We start from the raw sequence: 17,061 nt of genomic DNA on the forward strand, positions 1-17,061 counted from the left end.
CGGCCGCCCCGAACGGCCCAAACGGCGAACGGGGCGGGCGGCACTCTGGTAGGACGACGGGTCACGGGCGACGGGCGACGGGCGACGGGCGACGGGCGACGGGCGACGGGCCACGGGCCACAGGCCGCGGCTGCCGGCTACGGGGCCTTGGTGCCCATCGGGTACTTGTGGCCGCCCAGGCGGCTGTGGGGGCGTCCGTACAGGAAGTACACGACGATGCCGGCGGCCATCCACACCGCGAAGCGGAACCACGTCTCGCCCGGCAGGTTGAGCATCAGCCACACCGACGCGGCGACGGAGAGGATCGGGATGAACGGCACCCACGGGGTGCGGAAGGCGCGGTGCAGGTCCGGGCGGGTGCGGCGCAGGATGATCACGCCGAGGGCGACGACGACGAACGCGAAGAGCGTGCCGATGTTCACCAGGGTCGCCAGCTCGTCGATGCTGGTGAAGCCCGCGATGATCGCGATGAGCACGCCGAGGAGGATGGTGGGTCGGTACGGGGTGCGGAACTTCGGGTGGGTGACGGAGAAGAACCGCGGCAGCAGGCCGTCCCGGCTCATCGCGAAGAACACCCGGGTCTGGCCGAGCAGCAGGATCATGCACACGGTGGTGAGGCCGACGGCGGCGCCGAAGCTGATGAAGCCCGCGTACCACGGGTGACCGGTGTCCTTGAAGGCTTCGGCGAGCGGGGCGTTGACGTCGAGCCGCGAGTAGTGCTGCATACCGGTGACCACGATCGACACGGCGACGTAGAGCACGGTGCAGATGAAGAGGGAGCCGAGGATGCCGCGCGGCATGTCCCGCTGCGGCACCTTGGTCTCCTCGGCGGCGGTGGCCACCACGTCGAAGCCGATGAAGGCGAAGAAGACGACGGACGCCGCGGTGAAGATGCCCATGACGCCGAAGTTCGTCGGTTCGTAGCCGAAGATCGTCTGCACGAGCGGCGCGTCCCAGCCGGACGAGGCCGGCGGGGTCACCGCGTCGGGGATGAACGGCGAGTAGTTGTCACCCACGATGAAGAACAGGCCGGCGATGATCACGGTCATGACCACGGTCACCTTGATGGCCACGACCAGCGCCGTGATGTTGGCGGACAGCTTCATGCCCAGCACCAGGATCACGGTCAGTACCAGCACCAGCAGGAAGGCGAGCAGGTCGAAGGTGCCGCCCGCCACGTCCGGCCCTTGCAGCGCGGCGGGCAGGTTCCAGCCGACGTTGTCCATCAGCGAACGCACGTACCCGGACCAGCCGACGGCGACGACGGCCGTGCCGAGGGCGAACTCCAGGACCAGGTCCCAGCCGATGATCCAGGCCGGCAGCTCGCCGAGGGAGGCGTACGCGAAGGTGTACGCCGACCCGGCCACCGGCACGGTGGAGGCGAACTCGGCGTAACAGAGGGCGGCCAGCGCGCAGACGATGCCTGCCGCGACGAAGGCGAGGGCGGTGGCCGGTCCGGCGGTCTCCTTGGCGACCTTTCCGGTCAGCACGAAGATGCCCGTGCCGATGATGACACCGACGCCGAAGATGGTCAGGTCCCATGCGGACAGGGACTTCCTCAGTGCGTGTTCGGGCTCCTCGGTGTCCTGGATCGACTGCTCGATGCTCTTTGTCCGGAACATCCCGGTGTCGCGTGACTGCTGGCCCATACTCACCGGCGTACCTCCGTAGCCATCGGCCTCTACCGCCCATGATCGAGAGGGCTGCGGGACCGCGCCCGCCCTGAGAGGCCCTTTCACACGAAAGGACCGGCCGGAAACCCCTCGGGTACTCCGACCGGCCCTATGCGGCCACGTGGCGTCAGTCGCGGGCGGCTTCGATCTCCTCGTCCTCGTACCGGCCGTCGAGCTTGGAGACCAGGCCGGTGACCTGGCGGGCGATGTCGGGGGCGGTGAGACCGATCTCGGCCATGACCTCCTTGCGGGAGGCGTGGTCCAGGAAGCGCGGCGGGATGCCGAAGTCGCGCAGCGGTACGTCGACGCCGGCGTCGCGCAGCGCCTGGGCGACCGCGCAGCCGACACCGCCGACGCGGCCGTTGTCCTCGACGGTGACGACGACGCGGTGGCGGTCGGCGAGCGGGGCCATGGCCTCGTCGACCGGCTTGACCCAGCGCGGGTCGACGACGGTGGTGGAGATGCCCTGCTTGTCGAGGAGGTCGGCGATCTCCAGGCACATGGGCGCGAGCGCGCCGACGGAGACCAGCAGCACGTCCGGCCGGTCCGTGCCCGCCTCGCGCAGCACGTCCATGCCGCCGACGCGGCCCACGGCCTCGACGGCCGGGCCGACGGCGCCCTTGGAGTAGCGCACGACGGTCGGCGCGTCGTCGACCTCAACGGCCTCGCGGAGCTGGGCGCGGACCTGGTCGGCGTCGCGCGGGGCGGCGATCCTCAGGCCCGGGACGACCTGGAGGATCGACATGTCCCACATGCCGTTGTGGGAGGCGCCGTCGGTGCCGGTGATGCCGGCCCGGTCGAGGACGAACGTCACGCCGCAGTTGTGCAGGGCGACGTCCATCAGGACCTGGTCGAAGGCGCGGTTGAGGAAGGTGGCGTACACCGCGAAGACCGGGTGGAGGCCGCCGGTGGCGAGGCCGGCCGCGGAGACGGCGCCGTGCTGTTCGGCGATGCCGACGTCGTACACCCGGTCCGGGAAGGCCTTGGCGAACTTGTCGAGGCCGACCGGCTGGAGCATGGCGGCGGTGATCGCGACGATGTCCTCGCGCTCGTGGCCGAGCTTGACCATCTCGTCGGCGAAGACGCCGGTCCAGTCGGCGCCGGAGGAGGAGATCGGCAGGCCCGTGTCCGGGTGGATCTTGCCGACGGCGTGGAAGCGGTCGGCCTCGTCCGCGAGGGCGGGCTGGTAGCCGCGGCCCTTCTCGGTGAGGCAGTGCACGATGACGGGGCCGCCGAACCGCTTGGCGCGGGTCAGCGCGGACTCCAGGGCCTCGATGTCGTGGCCGTCGATGGGGCCGACGTACTTCAGGCCGAGGTCCTCGAACATGCCCTGCGGGGCGATGAAGTCCTTCAGGCCCTTCTTGGCGCCGTGCAGCGTCTCGTACAGCGGCTTTCCGACGACCGGGGTGCGGTCGAGGATCTCCTTCGTACGGGCGAGGAAGCGCTCGTAGCCGTCGGTGGTGCGGAGCGTGGCGAGGTGGTTGGCGAGGCCGCCGATGGTGGGCGCGTAGGAGCGCTCGTTGTCGTTGACGACGATGACGAGCGGACGGTCCTTGGCCTCGGCGATGTTGTTGAGCGCCTCCCAGGCCATACCGCCGGTGAGCGCCCCGTCACCGATGACGGCGACGACGTGGTCGTCGCGCTCCAGGACCTCGTTGGCCTTGGCGAGGCCGTCGGCCCAGCCGAGGACGGTGGAGGCGTGGCTGTTCTCGATGATGTCGTGCTCGGACTCGGCCCGCGCGGGGTAGCCGGACAGGCCGCCCTTCATCTTCAGCTTGGAGAAGTCCTGGCGCCCGGTGAGCAGCTTGTGGACGTAGGACTGGTGGCCGGTGTCCCAGAGGATCTTGTCCTTGGGGGACTCGAAGACGCGGTGCAGGGCGATGGTCAGCTCGACCACGCCGAGGTTGGGGCCGAGGTGGCCGCCGGTCTTCGAGACGGCGTCCACCAGGAAGGACCGGATCTCCGCGGCCAACTGGACCAGCTCCTCCGGGGAGAGCCGGTCGAGATCGCGCGGGCCCGTGATACGGGTCAGCAGAGCCACCCGTGCCTCCTTGCGTGTTGAGCTGGTCGAGCTGCCGATTTTGTCGAGTCTAATGTTCCGCCTCCGACGATGGTCATCGGGCGGTGCGTAACGCGTCAGCCATTGGCTCAGACGCAGCAATGCCCGGCACCGGTTGTCGGCGCCGGGCATTGCGGTCGTCACATGGGGTTCACCCTATGCGCGACCTGCGGTCTTCTGCGTGCGGCGGGAGACCGAGTCGATCACGACGGCGGCGAGGAGCACCGCGCCGGTGATCATGTACTGGATCTCGGACGCCATGCCGAGCATGTTGAGGCCCTGCTGGATCGACTGGATCACGATCATGCCGAGCAGCGCGGACCAGACCTTGCCGCGGCCGCCGAAGAGGCTGGTGCCGCCGATGACGGCCGCCGCGATGACGAGCATCAGGGTGTTGCCGCCGCCGAGGCTCTTGGTGGCGCCGCCGGAGAGGCTGGCCACGAAGAGGCCGCCGAAGGCGGCGAGCAGGCCGGAGAGGCCGAAGACCAGGATGCGGACCCGGTCGACGTTGATACCGGCGCGGCGGGCCGCCTCGGCGTTGCCGCCGACCGCGAAGACCTGACGGCCGAAGGTGGTGCGGCGGGCGACGAAGTCGGCGACGACCAGGACACCGAGGAAGAGCACCAGGGCGAGCGGCAGGCCGCGGGCGCCGGAGGGCTCGTTCAGGACGTAGGCGACGGCGAAGCACAGGACGGCGACGACGCCGGCGCGCAGCACGATCTCGCTGGTGGGGCGGGCCGGCAGGGCGGCGGCCTTGCGGCGCTTGCTGTCCAGCAGCAGGGACGCGGCGTAGGCGAGGACGGCGACCAGGGCGAGGCCGTACGCGGCGGCCTTGTCCTCGAAGTAGTAGCCGGTCAGGTGCTCCACGACGCTGCCGGTCGGGGCGTTGATGGAGCCCTCCTGGCCCATGAGCCAGATCTGGAGGCCGCTCCAGCCGAGGAAGCCGGCCAGGGTGACGACGAACGCCGGTACGCCGATCTTGGCGAAGAAGAAGCCGTGCAGCAGGCCGAGCGCGAGGCCGGAGAGGACGGCGATGGCGACGGCGAGCCAGTCGTTCATGCCGTTGCTCACGTTGAGCACGGCCCAGACGGCGGCGCCGACGCCCGCGACGGAGCCGACCGACAGGTCGATCTCGCCGAGGATCAGGACGAAGACGATGCCGACCGCCATGATGCCGAGGCCGGAGGTGTAGACGGCGATGTTGGCGACGGAGCTGGCGGAGAGGAAGTTGCTGTTCTGCGACTGGAAGACGATCGCGATGACGATCAGGCCGATGAACACGGGCAGGGAGCCCAGCTCCCCGCCGCGGACCTTGCGCTTGAACTCGGTCCAGTAGCCCTTGAGGCCCTCTTCGCGGACGAGGAGCCGCGGGTCGACGGCGGGGACGGGGGCCGCCGACTCCTCGGGGGCCGCGGGGGTCTTGGTGAGGTCGCTCACTTCGCGTCCTCCTTCGTGGCCGTACGCGCCTGCCGGCGGGTCACGGCGTTGTCCGTGGCGCCGGTGATCGCGGCGATGATCGTTTCGTGCGTGGTGTTCTTGACGTCGAAGACACCGTTGTTGCGGCCCAGGCGCAGCACCGCGACCTTGTCCGCGACGGCGCGGACGTCGGCCATGTTGTGGCTGATGAGGATGACCCCGTGGCCGCGCTCGCGCAGCCGCTCGACCAGGTCGAGGACCTGGGCGGTCTGCTCGACGCCGAGGGCGGCGGTCGGCTCGTCCAGGATGACGATCTTGGGGTCGCCGATCAGGGCGCGGGCGATGGCCACGACCTGGCGCTGACCGCCGGAGAGGGAGGCGACGGGGATGCGGACGCTGGGGATGCGGATGGACAGGGTGTCCAGCAGCTCCTTGGCGCGCTTCTCCATCGCGATCTCGTCGAGGACGGAGAGGCTCTTCAGCTCGCTGCCGAGGAAGAGGTTGGCGACGACGTCGAGGTTGTCGCAGAGCGCCAGGTCCTGGTAGACGGTGGCGACCCCGAGTTCCTGGGCGTCGTTCGGCCGGTTGATCCGGACCGCGTTGCCCTCCCATTCGATGGCGCCTTCATCGATGGGGTGGACTCCCGAGATGGTCTTGACGAGCGTCGACTTGCCGGCGCCGTTGTCGCCGACCAGGGCGACGACCTCACCGGAATGGATCTCCAGGTCTACGTCGGTGAGCGCCTGGACGGCGCCGAACCGCTTGGAGACTCCGCGCAACGCCAGCACTGGCGTAGCGAACACGTGAATCATCTCCTTCGCCGCCTGTCCGGCGGGGATGGTGGTACGTGGAGCACAGGGGTGGTGTGCGGTACCCGCCCGACGGTGGCCGGGCGAGCCATGCTGGCCCCCGGCCGGGGCCGGGTGGCCCGTGGCCGTGACCGGTGGCCGGTGGCCCGTGGCCGGTGGCTGAGGCCGGTGGCCGGAGCCGGTGGCCGGGTGGCCTGGGCCGGTGGCCGGGTGGCCTGGGCCGGTGGCCCGTGGCTGAGGCCGAGGCCGGTGGCTGGGGCCGGTGGCCGGGTGGCCTGGGCCGGTGGCCGGGTGGCCTGGGCCGGTGGCCTGGGCCGGTGGCCGGAGCCGGTGACCCTGACCGGAGCCGTAGCCCGGGGGCCGGATGGCCATGGCCTGGGCCGGGAGGCCGAGGCCCGTGGCCCGTGGCCCGTGGCCGGGGCCGGTGGCCCTGACCGGAGCCGTAGCCCGGGGGCCGGATGGCCATGGCCTGGGCCGGGAGGCCGAGGCCCGTGGCCCGTGGCCCGTGGCCGGGGCCGGTGGCCCTGAGCGGAGCCGTAGCCCGGGGGCCGGGCCTGGGGCTGGTGGTCCGGGCGGATGGCGGGTGGCCGGTGGCCTCGGACCGGTGGCCGGGTCGGGTCCGGGTGAGTCCGGCGCCTGCCCGTGCTTGCGGGGCGTGGTGGGGCGGGCGCCGGACCGGTACGGGGTGGCGGGTTACTTGATGCCGGCCGCGGCGCAGGCCGCCTTGTACTCGGCCGTGCAGATGTCCGCGGCCTTGTAGACCTTGTCCGCGATGATCGTGGAGGCGATGTTCTCCTTGGTCACGATCTGCGCGTCGTACAGCTTGGCCGGGATGCCCTTGAACTCACCGGTGAGGCTGGTGACCTTGGTCGGGGTGAGGTCGTCGATCTTCTCGCCCTTCAGCAGGCGGACCGCGATCTCCGCGGTGGTCTCGGCCTCCGGCTTGATCTGCTTGTAGATCGTGAAGGCCTGGTCACCCGTCAGGATGCGCTGGAGACCGGCGAGCTCGGCGTCCTGGCCGCCGACCGGGACCTTGATGCCCTGCTTCTTGAGGGCGGTGATGATGCCGCCGGCCATGCCGTCGTTGGCGGAGTAGACGCCCTGGAAGCCGTCCTTGCCCAGGGAGTCGATGGCGGCGCCCATCTTCTTGTTGGCCTCGTCCGGGGACCAGTCCGGGATGTCCTGCTCGTAGACGACCTTCTTGACGCCGGTGTCCAGGACGCTGTGCGCGCCCTTCTTGAACAGCGGGGCGTTCGGGTCGGTCGGCGAGCCGTTGATCATGACGACGTTGCTGTCCTTGGCCTTGGCGCCGAGCGCCTTGACCAGGCCCTCGCCCTGGAGGCGGCCGATCTTCTCGTTGTCGTACGACACGTACGCGGAGATCGGGCCTTCGGCCAGCCGGTCGTACGCGACGACCTTCACGCCCTTCTTCTCGGCCTGCTGCACCCAGGACTTGGTGGCCTTGTAGTCGACCGAGTCGAGGATGATCACCTTGACGCCCTGCGTGACCAGCGCGTCGAACTGCTTCTTCTGGGTCTCGGTGTCCTGCGCGGCGTTGTTGTACTTGACCTCGCAGTCGCCGCACAGTTCCTTGATCTTCGCCTCGATGATCGGGCGGTCGAACGTCTCGTAACGGGTCGTCTTGTTCTCCGGCAGCAGCAGACCGATGGTCTTGCTGTCGCCTCCACTGCCGCCGGCGGTGTCGCCGTCGCCCGCCTTGCCACAAGCGGCGAGGGAAGCGGCCATGGTTACCGCTGCCGTGCCTATGACGATGCGTCGCGTCATTGCGTTCATGTGGGGTTGCCTCCCTGACGAGGCCGCGACGTTGCGGCCGAGGTGGCTGGAAGTCAACTCGGCCGTAACGTCGTCGTCAAGGAGTAAATTGACAACGAGATGACAACGGTGCCATCCGTTATCTAAGTGAACGCAGGCGTAGTCGACGGCAGCGCGCTCTCCAACAGGGTCGAATCACCCATTTCGCTCAGTACGAGCGCGAGCGCGCCCAGCACCTCCGCCCGCCCGCCGAGCGCCCCCGGGGCGACCGAGAGCTGCCGGGCCGCGCTGGGGATGGCGTACCGGGAGACCGAGTCGCGGATGGGTCCCAGCACCAGTTCCCCGGCCTCCGCGAGGTCGCCGCCCAGGACGACGCGGCTGGGGTTGAGGAGATTGCACAGGTTGGCCACGCCGCTGCCGATGTGCCGCCCGACGTCGCCGATCACCCGGCGGCAGCCGGGGTCGCCCTCGCGCGCGAGCTGCACGACCCGCTCCATGGTCAGGTCGGCCCCGTGACTGGGCTGGAGCAGCGGCAGCACGTACCGGGCGGCGGTGAACGTCTCCAGGCAGCCGCGGTTGCCGCAGCGGCACACCGGACCCGACTCGTCGAGCGTGATGTGGCCGATCTCGCCGGCCGTGCCGCCGGGGCCCCGGTAGATCTGCCCGTCGATCACCAGGCCGGCTCCTACCCCGCTGGCCACCTTGATGTACGCGAGGTCCTTGACCCCGCGCCCGCCGCCCCAGACCAGCTCGCCGAGCGCGCCGAGGTTGGCGTCGTTGTCGACGTACACCGGGACGCCGAGGCGCCGGGAGAGCTCCTCGCTGGGGTTGATCCCGGTCCAGCCCGGCAGGATCGAGGTGGAGCCGAGGGTGCCGGAGGAGACGTCGATGGGGCCGGGGACGCCGAGGCCGACGCCGATCACCTTGTCCTGGCCGATCCCGGTGGCCGCGATCAGCCGCTTGACCAGCGCCTGCGCCCGGTCGAAGCCCTCCTCGGAGGACGCGTCGACGTCCAGCGGCTCGGACTCCTCGGCGAGCACCTGGTGGGCCAGGTTGCCGACGGCGACGCGCAGGTGGGTGTGGCCGAAGTCGACGCCGATGACGATGCCGGCGTCCCCGCTGAGCGAGACGCTGCGGGCCCGGCGCCCGCCCGCCGAGGTGGGCGTCACCTCGACGGTGCCGCCGTCCTTGAGCTCGCGGACGATGTTGGAGACCGTGGCGGCGGACAGGCCGGTGGTCCTGGCGATCTCCGCCTGGGTGAGCGAACCGGCCATGCGCACCGCGCGCACGACCCGCTCGAGATTGGCCCGATGCAGAGATGTCTGCGACCCCGGAGTCTCCATCGACTCACTCACTCCTGCCGTTTTCTCCAACATGTGAACTCTAAGCTGAGCCTTTTGGGTTGGTCCCCGTCAAGACCTTGAGCGTTGTAGACCTCCGATGAGCGAATGAGATGCGGAGGAATCGGATATTTACCACCACGACATACGGAAACGGCCCGTCGGGAGCTGGCGCTCCACCGACGAGCCGTTTCGTTTCGTGACGCGAACCGTGACGCGAACCGTGGCGCGAACCGTGCTGCGAACGGGTGAGGCGGACTACTTCAGCGCACCGGCCGTCAGGCCCGACTGCACCTGCCGCTGGAAGACCGAGTACACGATCAGCACCGGCAGCATGGCGATCATCATGCCCGCCATCAGCGCGCCCCAGTCGTTCTCGTAACCCTGCTGCAACGCGATCATCGCCAGCCCCTGGGTGAGGACGTATTTCTCCTCCTGCTGATTGAGCACCATCGGCAGCAGGTACTGGTTCCACTGCCCCAGGAAGTTGAAGATGCCGATGCTGATCAGACCCGGCTTGGCCATCGGCAGCATCACCTGGAAGAACGTCCGGGTGTGCGAGGCGCCGTCGATCATCGCCGCCTCGGCCACCGAGGTCGGCAGCGTACGGAAGAACGCCGTCATGAAGAACACGGTGAACGGCAGCGAGTACGCGATGTAGACCAGGATCAGCCCGTGGTACGTGGCCAGCAGCGAGCTGCCCGGGAAGTCGCGCATCACGAAGAAGAGCGGAATGACCAGCATGAAGACCGGGAAGGACATGCCGGCCACGAACAGGTAGTAGATGAGCCGGTTGCCGGGGAAGGTGAAGCGGGCCAGGACGTACGCCGCCATCGACCCGAGCACCATCGTGCCGATGACGGATCCGCCCACCACGATCGCCGTGTTGACGAAGTACTGGCCCATGTTCGCGTCGTTCCACGCGTTGGACCAGTTCTCCCAGTGCAGGACCGTCGGCAGGCCCCACGGGTCGGTCAGGATGCCGTTGCTGTCCTTGAAGGCGCTCCACAGCACCCACAGCAGCGGAACGCCCACCATCAGCGCCCACAGCACGAGGATGCCGTGGGAGAAGACGTTGAGCACCCCGCCCTCCGAGGTGCGGCCGTTCGTCGGGCCGAGCCGGCGGGTGACCTTGGCGGGCGCCGGGGACTCCTGCTTGGTCACGGCTTCGATCTCGTCGGTCGTCATCCCCGTACCCCTAGTACTCGATCCGCTCACGGCGCGCGAAGCGCATCGTGAGCACTGCGAACGTCATGGTGACGATGAGCATCGCGACGCCCATGGCGGAGGCGTAGCCGAACTGGCTGTCCCGGAACGCCGTCAGGTACAGCCGCAGCGGCATGACGTCGGTGGCGCCGTCGGGCCCGCCCATGTTCACCGACATGATCTGGACCAGCGCGAAGGCGTCCAGGGCGATGATGCCCATGTAGACCCAGCCGGTCTGGACGGTGTCCCACAGCAGCGGGAGGGTGATCCTGAAGAAGGTGTGGAAGCGGCTGGCGCCGTCCAGCAGGGCCGCCTCGTAGATGTCCCGGGGGATGGAGGCCATCGCGGCGGAGAAGAGCACCACGTAGAAGCCGACGTGGCCCCAGACCATGACCGCGCTGATGCACCACAGCGCGAGGTTCTTCTCCCCCAGCCAGGAGTTCTGGAGGCCGTCCAGCCCGACCGCGCCCAGCAGGGAGTTGAGCATGCCGTCGTCGGGATCGGGGTTGTAGATGTTGAACCAGATGACGGCGATGATCGTGATGGAGATGACCTGCGGGAAGAAGAAGACGAACTTGTAGAACTTGGAGCCGGCGACACCGGTGACGACTTCGTTCTTCCGGCGGCGGCCGCCCACATTGAGCATGAAGGCGAAGAAGAGGCCGAGCGCGAGCGTGACCACGGGGACGAGCGCCAGCATGTAGACGTTGTGGCGCAGCGCGTTCCAGAATTCTTCGCTTTCCCACAGCTTGCTGAAGTTGTCCAGGCCCACGAATTCCGCCGTGCCCACCAGTCCGGACCAGTCGGTCATGGAGATCTGGAACGCCTGGACGAACGGCGAGATGACGAAAACGCCGTAAATGAGCAGAGGCAGGGCCAGGAAGCCCACGATGAATCGGTATTTGCCGTGTTGCATGGTGCTCCCCGGCCCTTCCCCTCGTTTTGTCGAACTGTCAGGTCAGGTGATTCGGACCGTCATGCCGTTATGCCGTCATGCCATCACGCCGTGCGCTTGAACTTGGTGACCGAGTCGTCCTTGGCGACCCTGTCGCATTCCGCCTGGGTCTTCTTGATCCAGTCGGCGGCCTTCAGCTCACCGGCGAGGAGCTGGCCGGTCAGGCCGCCGATCTTCTCGTCGGTGAGCGCCGGGTACCACTCCTGGAGCTGAAGGCTGATCAGGTTGTCCCCGGCCTCCTTGAAGACCTTGCTGGCGGAGGAGAGCCCCGGTGAGAGGGTCATGCCCTCGGTGGCGTTCATGACACAGGTCAGGGACTTCACCTTCGTCGCGAAGTTCTGCGCGTGCTTCTTGGAGAGCATGATGCGCAGCAGTTCCATGCCGCCGGCCGGGTTCTTGCCCTTGCTGGCGACGATGTACGGCTCGCTCGGCTCGGCGCGCAGGGTGCCGTGCGGCATCTTGTCGCCGGTGCCGTCGAAGAGGGCGCCGACGGCCATGCCGAAGTCGGCGGGCGTGGTGGGGGCGGCCTCGTTCTCGACCCAGGAGCCGTTGGGGATGAAGACGGCCTTGCCCTTGTTCCAGGCGGTCTGGGACTGGATGTGGGTCAGGCCCTGGCTGCCCTCGAGGAAGTACTTCTTGGCGGCGAGTTCCTCGTAGTGCTCGACGACCTCCTTGACCGCGTCGTTGGAGGTCCAGGCATTGGGCTCCAGGTTGTCGATGGCGATCCACTTCTCCATGCCGCCGATCTTGGCGATCTGGGCGAAGAGGTTGAAGTGGACGTAGTAGGGGAATTTGCCCGCGTAGGTCCAGGGGGCGATGCCGGCCTTCTTGATCTCGCCGCAGAGGGTGACCATCTCGGAGAGGGTCTTGGGGTACGTCCAGCCCTTGTCGGCCAGCAGTTTCTGCGAGTACCAGGTGCCGTAGATGGTGAAGGCGTAGTAGAGCACGTCGAAGGTGTCGCCGTGCTTGCCCTTCTCGATGGTGCTCGGGTGGATCGTGTCGCGGACCTTCTTGGCCGGGTCGTCGAGCGAGGGCGCGTCGAGCAGCGGGGCGAGGTCCTGGAGCTGGCCCTGGGTGGACAGCTTGTTCATGTCGAGGTGGTCGGCGCCGGAGTTGTCGATGACGTCCGGCGGGTTGCCGCCCGCGAAGCGCGGGGTGAGCTTGGGGCCGACCTGCTGGGTGCCGGTGTGCTTGACCTCGGCGCCGTAGGTGGCCTTGTAGTCGGCCTCGGCGTCCTTGGCGTACTGGTCGCCGAGGCCGCCCTTGAAGATGAAGGCCTCCAGCGCGGCGCCCTTGGCCACGCCGAGCGGGTTCTTCTCGGACTTCGGCCCGCCGGGCGCCTTCGTCTGCGTGTCGTTGCCGCCGCCACCGCCGGTGGCGCAGGCGGACAGGACGCTCATGGTCGGCACGGTGATCAGGCCGAGCGCGGCGGACCGCTTGATCAGGTCGCGACGGCCGAGGCCGTCGCCGTCGTTGCGGGCGGACGTGGATCCCATGCTCAAGTCCTCGCCTTCTCCAGGACTCAGGCGGTGTACCGGTCGCCCGTCCTGCTCGCCTGAGGCGAAGGGCCCCGCCACCGCGGTCATTTGCTGGGTCGTGCAGGTGCTGGGTACGCGTACTGTGCTGGCCGACAGGTATAGTCCACTTCGCGTCACATGAGCAAGATCGAAAGCAACTTTGGACAGCAGTCTTTCCCGAGTTGAGACCTCGGGGAAATACCGAAGCACCGGGTCCGCATACGTCGGCCATATGGTTCGACAGAACGGCTGAATCGGATCTTGCCGCGCCGTCAACACCCTTGACACCGCACGCCACTTAGCTCCCTACTGGTTCTTGCCCAGTTGGCCTGACAACGTTGTCCAACGCGCTTTCGGCAGGAGGCAGGACGCGGGATGCAGCCCAGACAGCCCAGCACGTCCGCACCGAGAACCCGTTACCGACACACCCGTGCACGCCCCCGCGCGCACCCCCGTGGATACCCCCGTACGGCCGCCCTCGTGGCGGCCGCTTCGCTGATCGCGGCGGCCGTCCCGTCGGCCACCGCCCTCGCCCTGCCCGGCCGGCCGGCCGTCCCCGCCCAACCGGCCGCGGCCGAGCGGGAATTCCACTCGTCCTTCGAGGCGGACGAACGCCCACCCGACTGGCGCAACACGGTCGACGTGGGCGCCGACGGCCACAAGCGGGCGTCCGGCGTCGACGGCGCCTACTCGGCGGGCATACCCGGCAACGTCACCGACAAGGTCACCGCGCTGCGCGCCAACGGCGAGAACAGCGGCGCCGGCGAGACCAAGGAGAACCTGGTCGACCTCCAGCCGGGCACCAAGTGGCTCACCTTCACGCCCACCGCCTGGGTCGAATTCGACCTGGACGAACCCGTCAAGGTGGTGACATACGCCCTCACTTCCGCGAACGACCACGCCCCGCGCGACCCGAGGAACTGGACGCTTCTGGGCTCGGCCGACGGCACGGAGTGGAAGGTCCTGGACACCCGCGAGGGAGAGACCTTCTCCAAGCGCTTCGAGACCAGGACGTACGACTTCGACAATTCAACGGAGTACGCGCACTACCGGCTGGAGATCTCGGCGAACAACGGCGCCGTTGGCATCACCCAGCTCGCCGACGTCCAGTTCTCGAACGGTGACGCCTCCACGCCCGTCCCGCCCGACATGCGCAGCCACGTCGACCGCGGCCCCGGCGGCTCCCCCACCGCCAAGGCGAACGCCGGGTTCACCGGGGTGCGGGCCCTGCGGTACGCGGGCACGCACAAACCGGGCGGGCGGGCCTACTCGTACAACAAGGTCTTCGACGTCGACACGCCCGTGCGGCGCGACACCGAGCTGTCGTACCGGATCTTCCCCGCCATGCCGGAGACGGACCTGAACTACCCCGCCACCAACGTCGCCGTGGACCTGGCCTTCACCGACGGCACCTACCTGAGCGACCTGCGGGCCGTCGACAGCCACGGCGGGGCGCTCACCCCGCAGGGACAGGGCGCCGCCAAGCGGCTCTACGTCAACCAGTGGAACCAGGTGACGTCCGGGATCGGGACGGTGGCGGCCGGCCGGACCGTGGACCGGATCCTGGTGGCGTACGACTCCCCCACGGGCCCCGCGAAGTTCCAGGGCTGGATCGACGACATCACCATCAAGCGGGCGGCCCCCGCCGACCACCCCTCCCGCCCCTCCGACCTCGCCTCGACCGTACGCGGCACCAACTCCAGCGGCTCCTACTCGCGCGGCAACACCTTCCCCGCGACGGCGGTGCCCCATGGCTTCAACTTCTGGACGCCCGTGACCAATGCCGCGTCCAAGAGCTGGCTGTACGAGTACGCGCGCGGCAACAACGCCGACAACCTGCCCACCGTGCAGGCGTTCAGCGCCAGCCACGAGCCGAGCCCCTGGATGGGCGACCGGCAGACCTTCCAACTGCTGCCATCGGCCGCCGCCGGGACGCCGGAGACCGACCGCGTCCGCCGCGCCCTGCCCTTCCGCCACGAAAACGAGACGGCCAGGCCCCACTACTACGGCGTGACGTTCGAGAACGGCATCCGGGCCGAGATCACCCCGAGCGACCACGCGGCGATGATGCGGTTCCGCTACCCGGGCGCGGACGCGTCGGTGGTCTTCGACAACGTCACCGACGAGGGCGGCCTCACGCTCGACCCGGCGACCCGGTCCTTCACCGGCTTCTCGGACGTCAAGAGCGGCCTGTCGACCGGCGCGACCCGGATGTTCGTGTACGGCGTCTTCGACGCGCCGGTCACCGGCTCCGCCTCGGCGGGCGTCAAGGGCCACCTGCGCTTCGACGCGGGCGCCGACCGGACGGTGACGCTGCGCATGGCGACCTCGCTGATCAGCGTCGAGCAGGCGAAGCGGAACCTGGCCGCCGAGATCCCTTCCGGAACCCGGTTCGAACGGGTCCGGGAGCGGGCGCAGGACGCCTGGGACGACATCCTGGGCCGGGTGAGGGTCGAGGGCGCCACCCGCGACCAGCTCGTCACCCTCTACTCCAGCCTCTACCGGCTGTACCTGTACCCCAACTCCGGCTTCGAGAAGGTCGGCGGCAAGGACCGGTACGCGAGCCCCTTCTCACCGCAGACCGGCCCGGACACCCCGACCCACACGGGCGCGAAGATCGTCGACGGCAAGGTGTACGTCAACAACGGCTTCTGGGACACCTACCGGACGACCTGGCCCGCGTACTCCTTCCTCACCCCCGGCAAGGCGGGCGAGCTGGTGGACGGCTTCGTCCAGCAGTACAAGGACGGCGGCTGGATCTCCCGCTGGTCGTCGCCCGGATACGCGGACCTGATGACCGGTACGTCCTCGGACGTGGCGTTCGCCGACGCGTACGTCAAGGGCGTCGACTTCGACGCGGAGGCGGCGTACGAGGCCGCGCTGAAGAACGCGACAGTGGTGCCGCCCGCGTCGGGCGTCGGCCGCAAGGGCATGGACACCTCCCCCTTCCTCGGCTACGCCTCCACCGCGACGCACGAGGGCCTGTCCTGGTCCCTGGAGGGCTACCTCAACGACTACGGCCTGTCGAAGATGGCCGACGCGCTGCACAAGAGGACCGGCAAGGCCCGCTACCAGGAGGAGTCGGCGTACTTCCTCAACCGCGCCCGCCAGTACGTCACGCTCTTCGACAAGGACGCCGGCTTCTTCCAGGGGCGGGACCTCAAGGGCGCGTGGCGGGTGCCGTCGGCCTCCTACGACCCGCGGGTGTGGGGCTACGACTACACGGAGACGAACGGCTGGGGGTACGCCTTCACCGCCCCCCAGGACAGCCGGGGCCTGGCCAACCTGTACGGCGGTCGCGGGGGCCTGGCGAAGAAGCTCGACACGTACTTCTCGACGCCCGAGACCGCGTCGCCGGAGTTCGTCGGCTCCTACGGCAGCGTCATCCACGAAATGACCGAGGCACGGGACGTACGGATGGGCATGTACGGGCACTCCAACCAGGTCGCCCACCACGTCACGTACATGTACAACGCGGCCTCGCAGCCGTGGAAGACGCAGGAGAAGGTGCGCGAGGTGCTGTCCCGCCTGTACACGGGCAGCGAGATCGGGCAGGGCTACCACGGTGACGAGGACAACGGCGAGCAGTCCGCCTGGTGGCTCTTCTCGGCGCTCGGCTTCTACCCGCTGGTGATGGGCAGCGGGGAGTACGCGATCGGCTCGCCGCTGTTCACCAAGGCGACCGTGCGGATGGACAACGGCCGCACGCTGGTGGTCAAGGCGCCGGAGAACAGTGCGCGGAACATCTACGTGCAGGGGCTGAAGGTCAACGGCAAGCGCTGGACGTCGACGGCGCTGCCGCACACGCTGGTCGCGCGCGGCGGGACGCTGGAGTTCGACATGGGGCCCGAGCCGTCGGCGTGGGGCACGGGCCGGAACGCGGCGCCCGTCTCCATCACGCGGGACGACTCCGTGCCCTCGCCCCGCCGGGACGTGCTGGCGGGCGCGGGCGAGCTGTTCGACGACACGTCCGCGACGGCGGCCTCGGTGGAGGCCGTGGAGCTTCCGGTACCGGCGGGCGGCACGCGGGCTGTCCAGTACACGCTGACCTCGTCGGCTCGGGGGTCCGCCCCTACTGGGTGGGTGCTCCAGGGCTCGCGGGACGGCACGGCGTGGACGGACCTCGACCGGCGCTCTGGTGAGTCGTTCGCCTGGGACCGCCAGACCCGGGTGTTCACGGTGGCCCGGCCCGGTACGTACGAGCGGTACCGGCTGGTGCCGAGTGCCGTGGCGACGCTGGCGGAGGTGGAGCTGCTGCGCTGAGCCGTACGCGTGTACGCGGAAGGGCCGCACCCCGTCGCTCGGACGGAGTG

10 protein-coding genes are annotated in these 17,061 nt (G+C 69.1%); 1 reads left to right on the top strand and 9 read right to left on the bottom strand.

What is annotated here, in order from left to right; all coding sequences use genetic code 11:
- Nucleotides 1-137 precede the first annotated feature (137 nt).
- The 9 genes from ACZ46W_RS05120 to ngcE form a co-directional block, all read right to left on the bottom strand.
- A complete protein-coding gene (locus tag ACZ46W_RS05120; protein WP_468331465.1) occupies nucleotides 138-1,649 on the bottom strand; it encodes an amino acid permease in 1,512 nt (503 codons plus the stop codon).
- Between the two features lie 151 nt (nucleotides 1,650-1,800).
- On the bottom strand, nucleotides 1,801-3,714 hold the full coding sequence (gene dxs / locus ACZ46W_RS05125; RefSeq protein ID WP_468331468.1) for a 1-deoxy-D-xylulose-5-phosphate synthase: 1,914 nt from the start codon (nucleotides 3,712-3,714) through the stop codon (nucleotides 1,801-1,803).
- Between the two features lie 174 nt (nucleotides 3,715-3,888).
- A complete protein-coding gene (locus tag ACZ46W_RS05130) occupies nucleotides 3,889-5,169 on the bottom strand; it encodes a sugar ABC transporter permease (RefSeq protein WP_468331471.1) in 1,281 nt (426 codons plus the stop codon).
- On the bottom strand, nucleotides 5,166-5,960 hold the full coding sequence (locus ACZ46W_RS05135; RefSeq protein WP_468331474.1) for an ATP-binding cassette domain-containing protein: 795 nt from the start codon (nucleotides 5,958-5,960) through the stop codon (nucleotides 5,166-5,168). The genes ACZ46W_RS05130 and ACZ46W_RS05135 overlap by 4 nt, the downstream gene beginning before the upstream one ends.
- 690 nt (nucleotides 5,961-6,650) lie before the next feature.
- On the bottom strand, nucleotides 6,651-7,751 hold the full coding sequence (locus ACZ46W_RS05140; protein ID WP_468331477.1) for a substrate-binding domain-containing protein: 1,101 nt from the start codon (nucleotides 7,749-7,751) through the stop codon (nucleotides 6,651-6,653).
- Between the two features lie 122 nt (nucleotides 7,752-7,873).
- Nucleotides 7,874-9,073 carry an ROK family transcriptional regulator gene (locus ACZ46W_RS05145; protein WP_366129868.1) on the bottom strand — a complete coding sequence of 400 codons (1,200 nt, stop codon included), beginning with the start codon at nucleotides 9,071-9,073 and terminating at the stop codon, nucleotides 7,874-7,876.
- A gap of 255 nt (nucleotides 9,074-9,328) precedes the next feature.
- Nucleotides 9,329-10,258: a carbohydrate ABC transporter permease gene (locus ACZ46W_RS05150; protein WP_468331481.1), complete on the bottom strand. Its 930-nt coding sequence runs from the start codon at nucleotides 10,256-10,258 to the stop codon at nucleotides 9,329-9,331.
- A gap of 10 nt (nucleotides 10,259-10,268) precedes the next feature.
- Complete coding sequence (locus tag ACZ46W_RS05155; RefSeq protein WP_468331484.1) at nucleotides 10,269-11,192, bottom strand: carbohydrate ABC transporter permease; 924 nt, start codon at nucleotides 11,190-11,192, stop codon at nucleotides 10,269-10,271.
- A gap of 83 nt (nucleotides 11,193-11,275) precedes the next feature.
- Complete coding sequence (gene ngcE, locus ACZ46W_RS05160) at nucleotides 11,276-12,727, bottom strand: N-acetylglucosamine/diacetylchitobiose ABC transporter substrate-binding protein (protein ID WP_468331487.1); 1,452 nt, start codon at nucleotides 12,725-12,727, stop codon at nucleotides 11,276-11,278.
- A gap of 396 nt (nucleotides 12,728-13,123) precedes the next feature.
- On the opposite strand from ngcE, the gene ACZ46W_RS05165 reads away from it, so the two are divergent.
- Nucleotides 13,124-17,011, top strand: a complete 3,888-nt coding sequence (locus tag ACZ46W_RS05165) for a GH92 family glycosyl hydrolase (RefSeq protein ID WP_468331490.1) — start codon at nucleotides 13,124-13,126, stop codon at nucleotides 17,009-17,011.
- Nucleotides 17,012-17,061 lie beyond the last annotated feature (50 nt).

The sequence above is a fragment of the Streptomyces sp. NPDC031064 genome (assembly GCF_055570965.1).

What these genes read in the sequence shown, in the direction of transcription:
- ACZ46W_RS05120 (WP_468331465.1), bottom strand. Translation starts at nt 1,649, where the DNA reads ATGGGCCAGCAGTCACGCGACACCGGGATGTTCCGGACAAAGAGCATC.
- ACZ46W_RS05135 (WP_468331474.1), bottom strand. Translation starts at nt 5,960, where the DNA reads ATGATTCACGTGTTCGCTACGCCAGTGCTGGCGTTGCGCGGAGTCTCC.
- ACZ46W_RS05140 (WP_468331477.1), bottom strand. Translation starts at nt 7,751, where the DNA reads ATGAACGCAATGACGCGACGCATCGTCATAGGCACGGCAGCGGTAACC.
- ACZ46W_RS05145 (WP_366129868.1), bottom strand. Translation starts at nt 9,073, where the DNA reads ATGGAGACTCCGGGGTCGCAGACATCTCTGCATCGGGCCAATCTCGAG.
- ACZ46W_RS05150 (WP_468331481.1), bottom strand. Translation starts at nt 10,258, where the DNA reads ATGACGACCGACGAGATCGAAGCCGTGACCAAGCAGGAGTCCCCGGCG.
- ACZ46W_RS05155 (WP_468331484.1), bottom strand. Translation starts at nt 11,192, where the DNA reads ATGCAACACGGCAAATACCGATTCATCGTGGGCTTCCTGGCCCTGCCT.
- ngcE (WP_468331487.1), bottom strand. Translation starts at nt 12,727, where the DNA reads ATGGGATCCACGTCCGCCCGCAACGACGGCGACGGCCTCGGCCGTCGC.
- ACZ46W_RS05165 (WP_468331490.1), top strand. Translation starts at nt 13,124, where the DNA reads ATGCAGCCCAGACAGCCCAGCACGTCCGCACCGAGAACCCGTTACCGA.